Source organism: Vibrio sp. R10-SF1-ISO8, assembly GCF_059833805.1.
Window position 1 is genome coordinate 40,298 of sequence record NZ_JCBDHL010000019.1, and the last position, 17,838, is coordinate 58,135.

The following is a 17,838-nucleotide window of genomic DNA, read 5'->3' on the forward strand; positions in this document are numbered from 1 at the left end:
CGAGCACCTAAAGTTTGGTGTGAGATATTAGCTAACGGGAGTATCGTTATTCTTTTACTGAAATACAGTCGGTACTTTTTTCGTCAGAAGGATCTTCTTTATGGGATTGCTTTGAGGTTTTAGAAAATTTCTGAGAGAGATATATTTGTAATGACTCTTGCTTTTCAATTTCGCTTTGGTCCTCACAAATAATACCTTGTTTGATAAGTGATTCTAGCAGTCGCTCGTCATCAATGCCGCCTGAGATTGCGGATGAACAAACTAGAATTAATAACCCACTGACTGATTTCATATTATTATTTATAACGCTGTGTTTTGTAACAAAATATAATTAATTTAACCCAAATGTAACTGTGTGGGATCTCATTGGTGGGTCTATGTCTTCTTATCAACATAAAAAGTGAATATAAAATAAAGGCTCTATTAACAAATTAATCGTATATATATTCTATTGAAAGGAATAAATAACTGGTAAATATGTAAGTTACATATTTACAGAACAGATTCAGACCATATATCTAGGGGGTGAATATTAGTGTGCATTAAATTAGTGAATTAGACTTTACTTAGTTATTTTGTCTAAATTTTGAAACACAAATATTTAAAAGTTTGAAGTTGCATTCGTACTGTAAATTATACGCTTTGATTTTAGGGGTATAAGAAAGGCTTATAGCCACATAAAGCTAGTTTATTTCATTATTGTCGATAGATTTAATACCATCAATCCTCGTCATTTCCCCTATTGGTCAAACCTTGTGCGTGAATTAAGTGTCTTCCTGAGACTTTGCCTTATTTTTTCGGCAACCTTCTGTTTTAATACCAGTGCAAACCAAATTGAGTATCGATACAACTTGCGCGGACAGTTGGTGAGTGAAAAGGGGACTGGTGAGAGTAACTATCACAACCTAGATGCTCTGGGAAATCGTTTAAGTATCTTACATGGTTACGATGGTTCGCGATTAAGTAGCCCCGTTCTAAATGCACCCGTCGATGGGGCGGTATTCAATTTCAGTCAGCCTGTCTTGTTCTCATGGGAAGCCGTCACCGGTGCTGCCTCTTATGACTTTTGGTTTGGAAAAGACCAATCGAATCTCAAGCAGTTTAAAACGGGTATCAAAGACACTCAGATAATGGTCGAGTTGAATCATATTGTAGATAGCCAGCCCAGATACTGGAAAGTCATTGCGAACAATGGTCATGGCATAAGCAGTGCCAGTAATAATAGTACGTTCTCTGCATTAGATAGTGATAGTGATCTGCTCCCCGATCATATTGAAGAGAGCCTCTGCACCTCTTCTCAACACTCCGATAGCGATGGCGATGGTCTTGCTGACAACCAAGAAATACGCTTTGGCGAATCAATCGTAACGACCTCTTTCCCTTGTCTTCAAGATGGTGATTTCGACGGAATCGAAGATGCCTACGAAGTAAAAGTGGGAACCGATCCCATGGTGGTAGACAGCTTCCGTGGTGACGCTTGGCTGGGATATGTAGATTGGATTGCGCAAAAACATCAACAGCAGCAAGTCGAGGTGATTTCTAAACCACGAGTGCTCGATGTACGCCAAAGTGATGGCTACGCCATTTCAGGTATTGTGCCCAATGAAGAAGCGTTGAGTTTAACTTATTGGATTAAGTACTCTCATAGCGACACTAAACAAACCATGGGTAGTCATGACGATAGTGATCGCCGATTTTATCTAGGAATTAATGAGAGTAACCAGATCAGCTTCGGGGTTGGCAACAAATCGAGGATGCTCAAAGGAGAAATTATCGCAGCCGAGCAATGGACCCACTTTGCAATGACTTACGCCAATCGTAAAGCTGAGCTATACATCAACGGTCAGTTGAAAGATACCCTAGAAGGGATAACCTTCAAGCAAGCGAGCCAGTATGCGCTTTGGTTCGGTACTCGGCACCATAAACGAGCTTGGAAACCGGAAAGTATCGAAGGAATAGTTGATAACCTCAGTGTTTGGAATATAGCACTGTCGCATCAAGATGTTGTAAAGAGTATGTTTACTCTCACCAGTACAACCAGTCCCAATTTGATTGCTTACTACGATTTTAATTACAGCCGCGGCGAATGGGTTCAAAATAAAGTAACGAACAAGTTTGACTTAAAACTCACGGCAGGTGCGATACTATCACCAGAAGAAGATTATCTTGATACAGACAGCGATGGACTCGCCGATACATTTGAACAGACTCTGTGTACTAATAGTGATAGTCCCGATAGTGACGGCGATGGGGTTTCCGACGGTGAAGAATTTGGTATTGGTTCCAGAATCGACGTTATATCCAATGCCTGTCAAGTGGATAGTGACAATGATGGTATTCCAGATGACTACGAATATCAGTTGGGAATGAACCCAGCTGTAAATGATGTTGTAAAACTTGACTCTTATACAGGAGAAACGTATTGGCAAGGTTATGTATCGCATTCTGAAAGTGTCGACGGCAATCTTGATGTCATTGTTCAAGACAGGCATTTTGATTTAACGGACAGCCGGGCCTATGCCATTACCGGGCTTACGAATAACCGTGAAGATTTCACGTTAATGTATTGGTTCAAACCTAAAATATTGTCGGAGCAATATTCTGGCTTTTCGGGCTCAGGTTGGCATAAACTCGCATTGGGAATAGGTAGAGATAGGGCAATCAAAGGTACATATAATAAGTCCTCTAGCGTTATTTCTGTTTACAACAGTGAGCCAATTGTCACAAATAGCTGGCAGCATTTTGCTTTGATTTGGAATTCCGGTACTTACCATGCTCAAGTGTATTTGAATGGCGAGTTGGCCTACAGCGGTAGAGTGCCGTCTTGGTTCTCTCGAGAAGAGACCCTTGCTTTATGGGTTGGTGCTCAGAATGTATCGAGTACGCCAAAGCATTTTATGAATGGTGTAATCGATGATGTTCAGTTTTGGAAACGCTCATTAGCCCAACACCAAGTACGCCGTTATATGACCGAGCCCCCACAGGGTAAAGAGCAAGGATTAGTCGCTTATTATGACTTTTCTAAGTCTCGTGGTGCTTGGGTTTACAACAAAGCCAATGACAAGTTTGACCTCAAGTTAACCGATGCCAGCCGCTTGAAACTTGCCGAACCAAAGCAAGACAGCGATAGCGATGGCCTTTCAGATGCATTTGAATCAGGCCTATGTCTTGATCCCAATCAGCCAGATACAGATAACGATGGCCTACCTGATAGACAAGAGCTCGTGTCAGCTAACGGGTTAAAATCGACCAACCCCTGTTCGATCGATACCGACAATGATGGTATTGACGATAAGTTTGAACAAGAAAATGGGCTTGACCCCACTCTCCACGATGTTAACCAAGTGTCGCCACAGAGAAACATCACTAACTGGCAGTTCTATGCGACTCGTCGTAAAGAACAGCTACTGGCCCAAGGCGAAAAGGTTGAAAGCGGTAGTGGTGAGCTTAACGTGTCGGGTAACCTAGGTTATGCGGTTTCGGGTATCTCGTTTGACAAGTACCAACAGCAAGCGACCTTAATGTATTGGATTAAACCTGATAAGTCAGATTTGGCGCAGTACAGTGGCGTAAAGAAAGATACCTATAGAGGACACTATTTAGGTATCGACAAACTCAACAAGCCCTTTGCTCGCTCTTGGGGTCAGAAATTAGAAACTAGCGCTACAGTAAAAAATGATATCTGGACGCATATATCGTTGGTTATCTCTGATAACACCAAAAAACTTTATGTTAATGGCCAGCTAGAACAAGTGGTTAGCATTAACGACTATTTAGGTAGCGATGCAGCTTCGACCTACGCTATGTGGTTTGGTGCGGTCAATTATCTTGGCGAAGACTCGTTTCACCAAAGTGGTCAGATAGATGATATTCAACTTTGGAGCAAGCCACTTTCTCAGCAGGACATAATCAACTATATGCGCAAGCATCCCGAGAAAAGCGACAAAAGCTTAGTTGCTTGGTATGACTTTTCGCAGTACCTAGGTAGCTGGGTAAAAAATACAGCGACTGATACCTATGATCTTAAGTTGGTTAAAGGTGCGCATATTATTGAATCGGAGCAATCTAGCGATAGCGATAGAGACGGATTGAGTGACGAGTTTGAAACCACCTATTGTACAGACCCTGAGAAAAGCGACAGCGATGGCGATGGCCTGAATGACGGGCAAGAAATCAATGTTGGTGTGATTATCAACGGTCAAAAAGTGACGACAGATCCATGCACCTCAGATACCGATAATGATGGCATCGACGATGCGTTTGAAGTTATCAATAGCATGAATCCAGCATTAGCCGATGGTCATATTGTTGATGCACAAGGTCAGCAGACACATTGGGAACGCTATATAGAAGAACTTAACCAAAGTGATGAGTTTCAATCGGTCAGTGAGCAAAACGAACCTGGAGTTTTAGACGTCGAAGGTTCAGAAGGGTACGCCATTACAGGTTACTACCCGACATCAGACCCAGTCACAATTATGTTTTGGTATAAACCCAATGAAAAACTTTTTGTTTACGATCAATCGCTCTCTGGGGTGACAGATGTGAGCAATAGCTCGTCATTTGCGTTGGGCCATAGTATGTATGGTGCGCTGTATAGAACCGATAGCTATAGCGAGATAGCTTATGACCATGAATTAGTTAATGAGCAGTGGAACCATATCGCATTGACTATTGGCAGTGAGTTCACAACGCTTTATGTCAATGGGCAGCAAGCACTGCTACGTAAGAGCACTCTAGAAACGATTGGTTACCCTTTGTACTTAGGCGCGGCCAATTTAGAAGGGCTGGCTGGGCGTCATATGAATGGCAAACTGGATAACGTCATAAAGTGGAAACGTGAACTCACTCGTGAAGAAGTCCGCCGCTTTATGATCACGCCGCCGAATCCTGAGTCAGACAGTACCTTGGAATGGCTGTATCGCTTTGACCACACTAAAAATGGTTGGGTTAAGAATGAGGTGACAAACCTTTATGATTTGAAACTTGTTCACGGCGCGAAAATTTCAGCAGAGCGTCCAGTTGTTGATTTAGATAAGGATGGTCTGGATGACAAGTTAGAAATAGCCAGTTGCTTAGATGCTACACGATCTGACACCGATGGAGATGGCTTGTTAGATGGGCAAGAGTATGGCGTAAACTCAAACTACTCAACGATTACTGACCCTTGCTTGGTAGATACCGACCTCGACAATATTCCTGATAGTTTTGAACTTGAGCACCAGACTAATCCCTTAATCGCGGACTCTGGGCGTATGGCTAATTCGGCAGATGAGCGAAACAATTGGCAAGCTTATGCAAACTCACAAGTCAAAGAGCTGCCTCAAGCGTCTCAGATGAATGCAAAACGCGCTTTACAACTTAGTGATAATAGTGGCTACGCGATTAGTAATCACTTTTTTGACTCCCACGATATGACGTTAATGTTCTGGGGGCAGTATCAGGCAAAGGGCCAGCAGTGGCTGGGAAACATGGACACGCACAAGCTAGGTTTTTCACATGGTGATGTGACGTTCGGCGACAAGCATAGTCAGAGGTTTGAGCCTCGAAATCTATCTGAGAATGGTTGGGTTCATCTAACTCTAATTCTTTCAAACAGTGGTAAGACCCAGCTCTATGTCAATGGCCTAAAGGTTGATGAAAAATATCCACATAGAGCAGAGTTGTCTAATGCTTGGGCGACCTATATTGGTGCTGTAAACGATAATGGTATAGCAAAGGAGTATATGGAGGGCTTGGTCGACAATGTTGGTATTTGGAATCGCGCAATCAGTCCTTCGGAAATCTATCAGTATATGTTTACCGCGCCGGCGCCTAGTGATGAAGGCCTAGCAGCATGGTACGACTTTACTCAGTCAAAAGGCGATTGGGTCATGAATCTGGCTACAGGTGAATACGATCTCACATTAACTCATGGTGCCCACTTAGTAGCGGAACCGAGCGACGAAGACAGTGATGGTGATGGGTTGGTTGACCGATTAGAGTTGGCATTTTGTACTGATGGTTTATCCGCTGATAGCGATGGTGACGGGATCAGTGATGGTGATGAACTGTCAGTGGGTAAACCATTTATTCTTATTACCAACCCTTGTGATCCTGACAGTGATAATGATGGCCTAACTGACGATTTTGAACGTTCTCATGGCAGTGACGGCTTAATTGCAGATGCCAACTTCGACAGCAATGGCAACGGGATTTCTAATTGGGACGATTACCGAAAAACACAAACGAAACATTTGCTTGAGACATCGGTGGACTCTGGGGCGTTATCGCTTAGTCAAGGTTATGCGATCACCCCTTTCTTCCCTCAAAGCAGCAGCTCGACCTTTATGTATTGGTTTAAATCAGACAGTTTAGAATCTCAGTTGTCAGGTGTAAGTGAAAACAGCGAGCAACATTATTATGCCGGTGTCCATTATGCGCAGAGAAAGTTTGCTTGGGGTGAAGATAGAACAAGTGGGTATTCTTTTAATGAACCAGAATATTCTGTCGATGACTGGAACCATCTCGCGTTGGTAATAAGTGATGAGCAGATAAAGTTATTTGTTAACGGGGTACTTATAACTAAAAATCCTCGTGCATGGTCAAGCATTATTGGACCTTTTAACCATGCATTGTGGTTAGGTGCATTGAATAAACAAGGGCAGGGCTCTGATTACTTTGATGGTTTTATAGACAACGTGCAGATTTGGGATAAAGCGCTCTCCGATAATGAGATAAAGACTTATATGGCCTTAACACCTGATAAGGGCGCTGAAGATTTGCATGCGATGTACGATTTTAGTTCTATAAAAGGTAATTGGGTCAAGAATATAGCTAGGGATGAGTATGATCTACTGCTCTTAGGGGAGACTCATATCGAAAGCCTCCAACTTCAAGACTCTGACGGTGATTCCATTCCGGATTTTGTTGAAAATCACATCTGCACAGATCTTCATAATTCAGATACTGATGGGGATGGACGCTCTGATGCGGAAGAGCTAAAGAATGCGACTTCTCCGTGCTCTCAAGAGAGCAATGAAAGTGAGTAGTAGAGGGCACACAACGTCTAAATATAAGAACTCAAACTGGAACTGTTCCCTTTTAAAAACAACAAGTAACCAATCCAATTAAGGAAATATTGATGCTTTTGGCTATTTTTGTCGCGCTTGCCATTGTCGTTCTTGCGCTACTTCAATCATGCGCGCCAGCAATGGAACCACCTACAGGACCGTTAGGGGTATCTGACAGTGCTTATCAGAAAAGTCACTCTCATCGTGGTGGGACTAGTAACAACGAAGAGGATTGTTATACCTCAAGAGGCGCGCCGATTTGGCATTTTGATTTCAACAACCTTAACCTAGTCGTTCAAGATACGCCAATATGGATAGATTCAGCATACGGGCCAAGTATTGAGTTTACCCTTACCTATAACGCACTAGGAAAAGAAGACAAACAAAGCTCAGTGGGTTCACGCTGGACACACAATTACGCTGATTACGTTTCTAAACCAAAAGATTCAAGCTCTTTGGTATTGGTGTCAGGTACTGGACGTGTCGATGAATACCAACAAGTCGGAACCAACTATATCTTGAACTCGCAGTCGCTGCTCTCAGGAGAAGCGACACTATTGCCTCGTCTGAGTGTTGAAGAAGACGTGATCAAAGCAACATATGTTGATGGTAGCTACAAAACGTTTACTCAGGTTAATAATGGCGACTACCGATTAAGTTCTGTGGTCGATCAAAGTGGTAACGGGCTTAAGTTTGCCTACCAAGACAACCAGCTAATGAGTGTGACTAACGCACTAGAGCAAACCCTTACTCTTAGTTATAACCAGGCCAAGCAAGTTGTCTCAGTGACAGGTCCAACAGGCTATAAAGCTCATTTCGATTACAACCAGAAAGGTGAGCTAATCTCGCTAGAGGACATGCAAGGGTACTCAGCGCAGATTACTTACGATGATATGGGGATAATCTCATCGTTAACGGATGCCAAAGGAACAACAAAGTTCATCGTTGAACTCGGGGAACCAGACTCTAGTCGAATTGACGAGTATCCTGCGTTTGGCGACCCAATGGGGATGAGCAGTCGAATGACGGTCGTGAACCCCTTAGGCTTCAAAGAAGAGTTTTTTTACAACTCGCAAACAGGTAAAGCGTGGTACGTTTCGCCACAGCACTACGTTGATTACGTAGATGTCAATGTCAACAATAGTCAGCCTGACGTTCCCAAAACTGTATACGACTATCAACGATACTCCGAAGGATATTCACGCGTTCAGCAGATCACTAAGCCTGACGGTACTTGGACTCGTTTCGAATACGACAATAATCGAAATTTATCCCAAACTATTTACTCAGATGGAAATTCAGTAAAGTATCGCAACAACTCGTTTGGTAAGGTCGTGGAGTTTACTGATACGCTTAATAACAGCACGATCTATGTCTATGATGACCGCCAAAACTTAATTAAAGCTGTCACGCCGACAGGCGAAAAGGGTTTTGAATACAGCCAAAATAACTTACTGATTAGTGCTACTAATTTAAACGGAGCTAAAACTCGCTACAAATACAACGACCAAGGGCAGTTATCCCAAGTAACGGATGCTGACGGTAATGTTGTCGACTTTAGTTACTCATCTGGGCGACTCGAATCGATTGTTAGTCAGGGTAAAGCGTTGGCTTCATATCAATATGATGAGCTAGGGCGTGTAACCCAAGTTACTGATATACATGGTAAAGCCACACAGTACCGTTATGACCGAATTAACCAACTCACTCATGTCAGCGAAGAGGGCTCTCGTGATACAGAGATTGTTTATGGGAGTTGTCCTCGCCTTTTAGAGAGCGAAACTCTTCCGGGAGGTCGAGCTTACCAATATCAATATAATTCAGCCAAGCAACTGGTTGCTATCGTTGATCCTATGCAAGGTGTGACACGAATAGAGCGTGATGCTTCTGGGCGTATTGAAGCGTTAATCGACGCCAATCAAAACAAAACCGAATTTGAATACAACTCGGTTGGCCAGCTGACAACCAAGCGTTATGCCGATGGTAGTGAAATCACACACGACTATCAGCAAGGTTATGTTCGCAGTACAACTAACGCCCGTGGCATCACCAAGTCGTTTCATTACAACGACAAAAAACAACTGATTCGCGTCAGTTACAGTGATGCGACGCCTGAGGTTTCCTACCAATACGACACATTGGGCCGATTGAGCTCAGTGTCTGATGCTCAAGGTACGACGGGTTATCACTATTATCCCGATGGTCGACTTAAGCGTATCGATGGCCCGTGGCAGGACGATACCATAGAGCTAGAGTTTGATAAGCTCAACCGTTTTTCAGCAGTCACGTTAAACGGTCTTAACTTTGGCAAGTATCAGTACGATACATTTGGGCGTTTGACCAGTGTATCAGCGTTAGAGCAAGTGTTTGAACTCACTTACGACGATACACCGCAAAATGTAGCCAGTCGTTTGACGTACCCCAACGGTATGGAACAGGTATTAAGTTTTGACGACATTGGTGATATCTCCAAATTGGAGTATCGAAAAGGTGAGAAGACTGTCGGTAACTTTGTTTTCGGTTTTGACGTTGCAGGTAAACTAACCCAATTAGAGTCTAGTGAGTTACTTCCTCTAGAGAGACCACAAGTACAAGCCACGTACAATTCGCTTAACCAGATTTCCTCGTGGGATGGTGATAGCAAGGCTTTTATTTACGATGCAGACGGGAATTTAAGTCAAGGCTTATTATCAGGTGAGACTCCATTTTTCGCAGACTATGACGCTGAAAACAGACTGACCGAGATTCGTTTCGAGAAAAATGGCGCTCAGGTAGAGGAGCGCTTTGAATATGGTCACGATCATTTTCTAAGAGTGTATCAGCGCTTTGAAAACAATATTAAAACTGCAGAGAAACGTTTTGTTCGCTTAGGTCTTATTGAGCTTCAAGAGCGTGACAGCGAAAACAACATTTTAGCAAGCAATGTGTGGCGACCAGATAGAAAAGGCGGTGTTGCTGGCTTATTAATGCGTCAGCAGAGCCAGCAAAATACTTATTACATGACTAACCATCTTGGTCATGTCTATGGTGTGTTTGAGCAGGCCGGAGAAAGACTCAGTCAGCGAGGTTATTCGCCTTACGGTCGAGTAAGTGGCGATGATTTCGCTCTACAGCCGTTTGGCATGTCGACCAAACGCAGCGATTTTACCAGTGGTATAGTTTACTTCGGTTATCGCTTTTACATGCCCAATTTAGGACGTTGGCTTAACCGCGATCCACTACAAGAGCAAGGCGGGATTAACCTCTATGCGTATGTGGATGGTGACCCGTTAGGGTATGTTGATCCAGATGGGCGTTTGTCTGTTTGTTATGAAGTTTACGTCGGAGTGGGAGGGGGAGTATGTGTTGGGCGTAATCCTAATAATGGTAAGTCTTATGGCAAAGTTCATGTAGGCGTCGGAGCGGGAGCGGGCTGGAATCTAGATCCAAACGATAATGGAGATGAACACAAACAAGACTGTGTTACTGGACTAGATCTATCAGTTGGAACGGAAGCTGATTGGGGGGCTAATATTGGTCCATATGGAATCGGTGCAACTTCTAGTACGGACTTTAATACGGGACGAAAAGGAAACCCAACAGACTTATTCAACCCAGGCCCCAAGTTCTCGCCGAACACTATGAATGTAGGTATGAGTGCTGGAGCGCATGTAAGCTTTACATTTTCATTTATATATTAAGGGATTGTTTTGGTACTACTACATAATATTTTATCTATCCTTATGATTACCTCAATGGGGATATTTGGTCTTACGATTACCGTTGGAATTTTTATAATTTGTTACTTCAAAAGTGAGAATAAGAATAATTCGCGGTACTTAGAGGATTTCTTTATCATATTTTTCCACCAAAATAAGCTAACGCGAAAGGGTCGATATGTTCAGAAATTAGTTCGCCGGGTATTAATAGGTTCTTTATTAGTACTGTTTGGAGCATTTGGGTTAGCTCATATCTTTGGTATTTGATAGATCATAGAGGGGACGTTTGGGTTCCTACAGGGGGAAAAGCTGACCATGGTGGAGACCATTGGGATGTGCAGACTCCTAAGAAACCACGTCAAAGACGGGGCCGACATCGTAATGTATACCCAGGAGGAAAAGTAAGAAAATGAAGAACATACAGATTATAGATGATGCAATTAATGCAACATATGATATTTTTTCGGCAACAGACGAGGAGTTTTCAGTGTTGTTTCCTGCCAACACGAACATTGCATTTATAGAAGATATTGATTCGGACAATTTAGTTGTTAAACAAACTCTAAAGAATTTGTGGAGTCGAAGAGTCCGGAAGTGCGATGCTCAGGGGATTCATGGCACTATATTTTATGGATTGGAAGATAAAAAAGATTATTACCCAACTTTGATCGACGAAGAAGCATGTAATCCCGATGGTTCTAAATTACGACAGGAATAAACCATACATTGTCTTTGGTAATACTTTGAACCTGGGTTCAGGTCTTTCTTTATGCTATAGGGTAGAGCCTTTTCGTGAAAGTTAATATTCGATGCTACTTTCAAGCCACAATGGTTTGATAACTTTTGTCAAATGGTAAACACCTTGTTTCAGAATAATTAGGCGATTCATCTTTCGAACAAAAAAGCCACATGGAGAGCGCATGTTAGGAAGTCTATACTCAAATAGGGTATTGCTTTACGGAGGCAAAGATGAGTATTGCAAACCGATTGGATCGCTATTTGAGTGAACATAACATCCCGTTTGGCACTGTTCGACATAGCCATAGCCAAAGCTCACTGCAAAGTGGTGTGGCGGCCGGAATTCCCTTGGTTTCTTTAGCTAAGGGGATCGTGTTAGAGGATCATGACGGTCATCATATGATGGCTGTATTGCCTGCCAAAAATAAGATTAGCCTTTCAAGGCTTAATGAGGAGTTGAACGCGAGTTTTCATCTTGTCAAAGAGAAGCAACTGTACGAGATGTTTGAAGACTGCGAGAACGGTGCGGTGCCACCAGTTGGGAGCGCATATCATATGTCGATGACGTTCGATGAAGTGTTAACGCGGCAAAACTATGTCTACCTTGAGGCTGGAGACCACGAAACCTTAATCAAGCTTGACCAAGAGTCTTTCCAAAGATTAATGGGTGAAAGTAGAATGATGAGGTTTAGTAGTGAACTGTTTCACTGAGACAGCCACAAAAATTCAAAGCCATCGATAACCTCGATGGCTTTGATTCTTTATCTGTTGGTGACTATGGCCCTAATTAAAATTCAAGTCGATAAACGGTCGTCGTGCCACTAACCTCATTGCCCACAGCGATTAAATGCTGACCATTACGAGTGAAGTAATGAATTGATTCTGGCCCTAAATCACCAGCCTCCGGGTTGTAGTTTCCATTGACACAATCGCCGTCATCGACCTCAGTACAGACAGGTTTTGAAAAATCACGGTTGTTCTTGTAATGAAGAAACATCGGCGAATGTGGGTTGGTCACGTCATAAACCATGATTCCGCCTTGGCGTTCCAAACCGATAAACGCAATTTGGCGTCCATTGATCTCTGCTACTTCAATGGCTTCAGGCTCGACACCTTTATCATCACTTCGGCTATCGGCACTGCTATTGCTGTCGTTACTACTATTTAAGTGCTCAGGCTGAGTAGCATAGACGATATCGGCAAACTGATCGCCGCTGTCAAACACAAGCTGACCATTTTCATCCCAGATAGAAAAAGAGCGCGTACCAAAAGACTGTATGTGCGAATCATCACTCAGCTGACCCTCTGGTTTAATCACTTTTAATCTGCCGAGCTGTTTTTTGTCTTTCAGCGCAGATGACAATGGATGGGATGACGGCACTTTTAACTTGGCACCTCTGATTTCATCAGAATAGGCGATACAAAAGTCCACCTCAGAGCCATATTTGTCACTGCCGGAATAGTCATCTCCGTCCCAATTGTAACCCTGGTTCTCACAAGCTTTCTGAGTCGTTTTAAAACCGTATTCCCGCCCATCTCCTTCGTTAGCGCTGATCACGTAAGTTTTACCATCAACCTGATAGCTGTCTATCGAGTCAGGCATATACAACCCGGTAAGCATTGGATAGGACTGAAAATTTCCTATGATTTTATCTTTGTTAGACGCATCGAGCTTATTGTCTGCCCAATGTTTTTCACCTAGACCTTTGATTCGCTCTATTTGTTTGGTGCTGAGATCTATTTTGGCAAGTGCGTTGTTTTCTTGTAGAGCCACGTATAGATAACCATCATCAGAAAAGCTTAGATACTCTGCTTCAAGATCTTGCGCGACGCTAGCGTTAGGGGCAGATATTCTGACGTCATTATCAAGTTCATGATGACGAGGTTGGCCTTGATTAAAGTCACTAAAGCCTATCTGGAACGATTTAGCTTTTCCAAGCCCTTGGCTTAGATCTATAAGCGTGATACTGCCTTCTGGGTCAATCGTATAATCGGAGTTTGGCTCACCTTCATTAGCGGTCGCGATGTATTGGCCGTCTTTTGAAAAAGCAACCATGTCGGGTAGTGCGCCAGTTTCAAATGTGGTAATGAGCTCTAGACTGTCAGCTCGATACAAAGCCACAAGACCATTTTCTTGCTTAACTGCGTTTTCTATCGCAACTGCAAGTAACCCTTCATAGACCGCCACGCTATTCGCAGCGCCAATGCGAATGTTGGCGTGAGAAGCGGCGACATTCAAATCAAGTTCAGTCTTTAGAGAAGGCTGGTTGTTTCCATTGAGTGCAAGTACGTCCACACGTTTAGACTGAGCATTAACGACAAACAATTGATCGGTACAACTATCAAAGGTGACGATCTCAGCGGCCGACGAATCAAACGGACTATTAGACACATAAGACCCAACAAGGGTTAAGCCAGACAAAGAGCTTTCGGAAATTTCGACAGATTGGGTAGGTGAGCATTGAACAGAAACATCGTTGGGTTGTTGAGTTGCACAACCGCTGACAATAATTGCGCTGATAGCGAGTGAAGTGGTTGATAGAGAGCGAGTTAACAAAATATATCCTCCATGAAAAAGTTAGAGAATTCTATGAAGGATATATTTAGTTAGGATGTTGATTTGATGACAGTCTGATAACAGTTATCGGCTTAAAGTTGGGTTGTAACAAAGGGGCAGCGATAACGTTTGGGTTACGAACTTAAAACTGTGAAGAGATCAGCTCTATCAGTTCAGACTCGGTTTCTGGCATTCTTTCTAATTCAACCGCACATGAAGCGCCACCTTTCAGCATGTAAGCACTTGTTGTGCAGTGGTCGTGATGAAACCATTTGCCGTTAATGCAAACGTCAGTGTAGCAGCGAGGGTCTTTTTTTAATTCCATTTGATACTTCCTTGTTAATTCTCCGTTAACACAATAACAACATAACCTTACTAAAATCAGGGTAAAATGATCTGGATCAATTTAAATCCATGACTAGACCAAGGTAGTAGTGATCTCGCTTGCAGCAAAAACAAAAGGGGAGCGAAGCTCCCCAAATTTGATTTAATTAGATGTCTGCAAGTGATTGCTAGGCTTGAGCAAATTTGTAAGTGCGGTAACCGCCAATGAGATTTCGCGCTTTGTACCCATTATTCACCAATTGACGGTAAGCAACGTTACCACGTAACCCAACTTGGCAATAAATGACAATTTCTTTGTCTTTTGGTAACTCAGCCATACGTCGACGTAGTTGATCGACAGGAATGTTGATTGCTCCTTCGATAAATCCAACATTCTCTAGTTCACCGGGATTGCGAACATCAAGCAACACTTGGTTATCGCTAAGCGAATCTATTTGATCAAAATGTATCGGGGTAGAGTCACCTTGGATGATGTTTGTGGCGACAAATGCAGCTTGGTTAATAACATCTTTGGCACTGCCGTAAGGTGGCGCATAGGTGAGTTCAAGGTGTTGAAGCTGTTCTACTGTCATACTTGCACGCTGTGCAACCGCCATTACATCAATACGTTTATCAACGCCATCTTTACCTACCGCTTGCGCACCAAAGATCTTGCCCGTTTTAGGGTCGAACAACATCTTGAATGAGACAATTTCAGCGCCAGGGTAGTAGCTCGCATGACTGGCTGTGTGAACGTAGACTTTTTCGTAGTCAATGCCTTCATGTTTAAGTTGCTTCTCGTTTTTACCCGTAGATGCTACTGCGAGATCAAAGATCTTACAGATAGCAGTGCCTTGTGTACCTTGATAGGTTTCTTGGCGTCCTAGCATGTTGTCGGCGGCCATACGACCTTGGCGGTTGGCTGGGCCTGCAAGCGGTACTAAAGTTTGTGAACCAGTGACAAAGTCTTTTTCTTCGACGGCGTCACCAACCGCGTAAATACTTGGATCGCTGGTTTGCATCATCTCATTGGTGTAGATACCACCTAGCTCACCAATTTGAAGTCCTGCTTCTTGAGCTAGCTTGGTTTCTGGACGTACACCAATTGCCATGATCAAAATATCTGTGGTTAAGGTTTCACCATTGTTCAGTGTTAGGTTTAGCTCGCCTTCGATGTGCTGATGTGCCGAATCTTCCCCTGACTCAAGTGAGGCGATATGTTCGTTCGCAACGTACTCAACCGCTTCAAGGGCAACCCCTAGTTTCAAGTCGATGCCTTTTTTCCTAATTTCAGCATGAGCAAAGCCAGCCATTTCGCGATCGACAGGCGTCATCACTTGGTCGGCCATTTCAATCAAGGTGGTTTTGATCCCTAGCTGATGGAAAGCTTCCATCATTTCAAGGCCAATAAAGCCTCCGCCAACCACGGTTGCATGTTCAGGCTTGTTCATTTGGATGGTATGAATGATGCGATCCATATCAGGAATGTTACGCAGCGAATGAGTGAGTGGGTTATCGATCCCCGGAATTGCCGGAACGACAGGGCCAGCGCCCGGGCTAAGCAATAAAAAGTCGTAGCTTTCTGTATACTCGCTGTTATCGATTAGATTTCGTACAGTAACTGTTTTACTGCTGCGCTCAATAGAGACCACTTCATTCATCACACGCACGTCGACATTAAAGCGAGCTAAGAAGCTTTCGGGAGTTTGCAGCAGTAATTTGCTTCGCTCTTCGATGTCACCCCCAATATGGTAAGGAAGGCCACAATTTGCGAACGAAACGAATGGACCTCGTTCATACATGATAATTTCGGCATCTTCACTCAAACGGCGTGCACGAGCAGCAGCGGAAGCGCCACCAGCTACACCACCAACAATTAAAATCTTAGTCATATCAACCTCTGTTACTTAAACCCAAGTTTCTTTAGTACAACAACCGCTGGGCAGAATCCTGTGAACGCACTCTGAATCAAATTTGCTCCGACGAAAAGCGTCAACCAAACAAAGTTTGAACTGACTGTCATTGTCAGGCCAACTGATAAAATGACCATTCCACCGGCAAGAACTCGAATAGCATTTTCTAGTGTCATAACAAAGCATCCGTTTCATTCATGCATTGTTGGGATCTACTATAGAGTTATAAATTAGCATTGTCTAATGTTAATCCATCTAAATATTGAAAAGCTAAATTAGTATTGACTAAAGTATGTTTGTAAGTATCATCTAATATAGTTTGGGTACTTGGAGTGATTGTATGAATGTTGAATTTTCTGATTTAAAAGAGATGCAGAGCAATGCAGTAGAAGCCTCCGAATTACTCAAAGTGATGGCTCATCCGGAAAGATTGATGGTGTTGTGTCAATTGACTCAGGGAGAGGTGGGAGTTGGGGAGCTACAGTCGAGTTCTTCGCTTAGTCAGTCTGCTTTTTCCCAGCATCTAACTGTGTTGAGAAAACAAAATTTAATCAAAGCGCGTAAAGAGTCTCAGCAGGTTTTCTACTCATTGTCTGATCCACGAGTCGAGACCCTGATTCAAACATTACATTCCGTATTTTGTGGTGCGTAGTTTTAAGGTGATTGAAGAAATGATTATTCCTTGGGATTCCCTAGTTGGGGGAATGTTGCTTGGTATTTCGGCTGTATTACTGCTGCTGATAAACGGCAAGATCGCTGGGATTAGCGGCGTAATCAATGGCTTAATTAGCCCAAAAGAGGGCGATTATTGGTGGCGATTGCTCTTCGCTATTGGCTTGATTGCTGGTGGAGTGATAACTGTTTTGCTGACTGGGGTTGATGCGCCGGATACAAGCAATACCCCAATGATGGGGATTGTATTAGCAGGTCTGCTTGTTGGAGCAGGAACTCGCCTTGCCAATGGTTGTACAAGTGGACACGGGATATGTGGCATAGGACGATTGTCGAAACGTTCAATTGTCGCCACTTCTATCTTTATGTGTGTAGCCGCTGTCACGGTTTACGTGCGACTTCATATACTTGGGTAAGTGACAGATGAAATCGACTATTTTACGTTTAGCTCCGTTATTTAGCGGACTATTGTTTGGTGTAGGAATGACGATGTCAGGTATGATCCAACCACAGAAAGTGGTCGGCTTCCTTGATGTAATGGGTGAATGGGACGCGAGTCTTGCTTTTGTTATGGGGGGGGCGTTGTTGGTGTTTATGCCTTTTTATTGGTTACATATCAAGAAAACCTCTAAGGCGATGGATGGTTCGCTTCTTTCAATCCCAACTCAAACTAACCTTGACGTCAGACTGGTTATTGGCGCAGCTGTATTCGGATTAGGTTGGGGGATAGCCGGTATTTGCCCTGGACCTGCGGTGACAAGTTTGGCGCTTGGTAATAGTGATATATTGTTATTTTTCAGCTCGATGCTTCTAGGTTCGCTATTCATTAAGGCGTTAGATTCATCAACTCAAAAGTCCGTCTCACCGATTAAAGCGAATTAGTG

The 17,838-nt window shown here is 43.3% G+C and carries 13 protein-coding genes; 8 read left to right on the forward strand and 5 right to left on the reverse strand.

The genetic code is table 11. The features are described from left to right. Positions 1 to 46: 46 nt before the first annotated feature. A complete protein-coding gene (locus AC6R00_RS14945; RefSeq protein ID WP_500640950.1) occupies positions 47 to 292 on the reverse strand; it encodes a hypothetical protein in 246 nt (81 codons plus the stop codon). Positions 293 to 755: 463 nt separating this feature from the next. Here AC6R00_RS14945 and AC6R00_RS14950 point away from each other — a divergent pair, with 463 nt between their 5' ends. The 5 genes from AC6R00_RS14950 (at position 756) to AC6R00_RS14970 (ending at position 12,199) form a co-directional block, all read left to right on the forward strand. Continuing rightward, entirely contained in the window at positions 756 to 7,031 is a 6,276-nt protein-coding gene (locus tag AC6R00_RS14950) for a LamG-like jellyroll fold domain-containing protein (protein WP_500640951.1), read from the forward strand. Positions 7,032 to 7,123: 92 nt separating this feature from the next. After that, the gene (locus tag AC6R00_RS14955; protein ID WP_500640952.1) at positions 7,124 to 10,732 is read left to right on the forward strand and encodes an RHS repeat domain-containing protein; all 3,609 of its coding nucleotides are present in this window, start codon (positions 7,124 to 7,126) and stop codon (positions 10,730 to 10,732) included. Between the two features lie 281 nt (positions 10,733 to 11,013). Then, positions 11,014 to 11,163: a polymorphic toxin type 37 domain-containing protein gene (locus AC6R00_RS14960; protein ID WP_500640953.1), complete on the forward strand. Its 150-nt coding sequence runs from the start codon at positions 11,014 to 11,016 to the stop codon at positions 11,161 to 11,163. Beyond that, positions 11,160 to 11,468, forward strand: a complete 309-nt coding sequence (locus tag AC6R00_RS14965) for a DUF8220 family protein (protein WP_171803035.1) — start codon at positions 11,160 to 11,162, stop codon at positions 11,466 to 11,468. The genes AC6R00_RS14960 and AC6R00_RS14965 overlap by 4 nt, the downstream gene beginning before the upstream one ends. A 251-nt stretch (positions 11,469 to 11,719) precedes the next feature. Beyond that, the gene (locus tag AC6R00_RS14970) at positions 11,720 to 12,199 is read left to right on the forward strand and encodes an aminoacyl-tRNA deacylase (RefSeq protein ID WP_500640954.1); all 480 of its coding nucleotides are present in this window, start codon (positions 11,720 to 11,722) and stop codon (positions 12,197 to 12,199) included. Between the two features lie 76 nt (positions 12,200 to 12,275). Here the strand turns inward: AC6R00_RS14970 and AC6R00_RS14975 are convergent, their stop codons facing one another. The 4 genes from AC6R00_RS14975 to AC6R00_RS14990 form a co-directional block, all read right to left on the reverse strand. Continuing rightward, positions 12,276 to 14,045 carry a choice-of-anchor I family protein gene (locus AC6R00_RS14975; RefSeq protein WP_500640955.1) on the reverse strand — a complete coding sequence of 590 codons (1,770 nt, stop codon included), beginning with the start codon at positions 14,043 to 14,045 and terminating at the stop codon, positions 12,276 to 12,278. A gap of 142 nt (positions 14,046 to 14,187) precedes the next feature. Then, positions 14,188 to 14,370, reverse strand: coding sequence for a hypothetical protein (locus AC6R00_RS14980; protein WP_069669565.1), 183 nt, complete (start codon positions 14,368 to 14,370; stop codon positions 14,188 to 14,190). Positions 14,371 to 14,557: 187 nt separating this feature from the next. Further along, positions 14,558 to 16,261: an FAD-dependent oxidoreductase gene (locus AC6R00_RS14985; protein WP_500640956.1), complete on the reverse strand. Its 1,704-nt coding sequence runs from the start codon at positions 16,259 to 16,261 to the stop codon at positions 14,558 to 14,560. An 11-nt stretch (positions 16,262 to 16,272) separates the two neighbouring features. Then, entirely contained in the window at positions 16,273 to 16,458 is a 186-nt protein-coding gene (locus AC6R00_RS14990) for a YgaP family membrane protein (protein WP_004743759.1), read from the reverse strand. A gap of 164 nt (positions 16,459 to 16,622) precedes the next feature. On the opposite strand from AC6R00_RS14990, the gene AC6R00_RS14995 reads away from it, so the two are divergent. From AC6R00_RS14995 to AC6R00_RS15005, 3 genes are read left to right on the forward strand one after another with little or no spacing between them, the layout of a single operon-like run. Next, positions 16,623 to 16,934 (forward strand): metalloregulator ArsR/SmtB family transcription factor, encoded by a 312-nt coding sequence (locus tag AC6R00_RS14995; protein WP_500640957.1) that lies wholly within the window; start codon positions 16,623 to 16,625, stop codon positions 16,932 to 16,934. Between the two features lie 19 nt (positions 16,935 to 16,953). Continuing rightward, positions 16,954 to 17,370 carry a YeeE/YedE family protein gene (locus tag AC6R00_RS15000; protein WP_500640958.1) on the forward strand — a complete coding sequence of 139 codons (417 nt, stop codon included), beginning with the start codon at positions 16,954 to 16,956 and terminating at the stop codon, positions 17,368 to 17,370. Positions 17,371 to 17,377: 7 nt separating this feature from the next. Then, positions 17,378 to 17,836, forward strand: coding sequence for a DUF6691 family protein (locus AC6R00_RS15005; RefSeq protein WP_500640959.1), 459 nt, complete (start codon positions 17,378 to 17,380; stop codon positions 17,834 to 17,836). The last annotated feature ends 2 nt before the right edge of the window (positions 17,837 to 17,838 follow it).

What these genes read in the sequence shown, in the direction of transcription:
- AC6R00_RS14945 (WP_500640950.1), bottom strand. Translation starts at nt 292, where the DNA reads ATGAAATCAGTCAGTGGGTTATTAATTCTAGTTTGTTCATCCGCAATC.
- AC6R00_RS14955 (WP_500640952.1), top strand. Translation starts at nt 7,124, where the DNA reads ATGCTTTTGGCTATTTTTGTCGCGCTTGCCATTGTCGTTCTTGCGCTA.
- AC6R00_RS14965 (WP_171803035.1), top strand. Translation starts at nt 11,160, where the DNA reads ATGAAGAACATACAGATTATAGATGATGCAATTAATGCAACATATGAT.
- AC6R00_RS14970 (WP_500640954.1), top strand. Translation starts at nt 11,720, where the DNA reads ATGAGTATTGCAAACCGATTGGATCGCTATTTGAGTGAACATAACATC.
- AC6R00_RS14980 (WP_069669565.1), bottom strand. Translation starts at nt 14,370, where the DNA reads ATGGAATTAAAAAAAGACCCTCGCTGCTACACTGACGTTTGCATTAAC.
- AC6R00_RS14985 (WP_500640956.1), bottom strand. Translation starts at nt 16,261, where the DNA reads ATGACTAAGATTTTAATTGTTGGTGGTGTAGCTGGTGGCGCTTCCGCT.
- AC6R00_RS14990 (WP_004743759.1), bottom strand. Translation starts at nt 16,458, where the DNA reads ATGACACTAGAAAATGCTATTCGAGTTCTTGCCGGTGGAATGGTCATT.
- AC6R00_RS14995 (WP_500640957.1), top strand. Translation starts at nt 16,623, where the DNA reads ATGAATGTTGAATTTTCTGATTTAAAAGAGATGCAGAGCAATGCAGTA.
- AC6R00_RS15000 (WP_500640958.1), top strand. Translation starts at nt 16,954, where the DNA reads ATGATTATTCCTTGGGATTCCCTAGTTGGGGGAATGTTGCTTGGTATT.
- AC6R00_RS15005 (WP_500640959.1), top strand. Translation starts at nt 17,378, where the DNA reads ATGAAATCGACTATTTTACGTTTAGCTCCGTTATTTAGCGGACTATTG.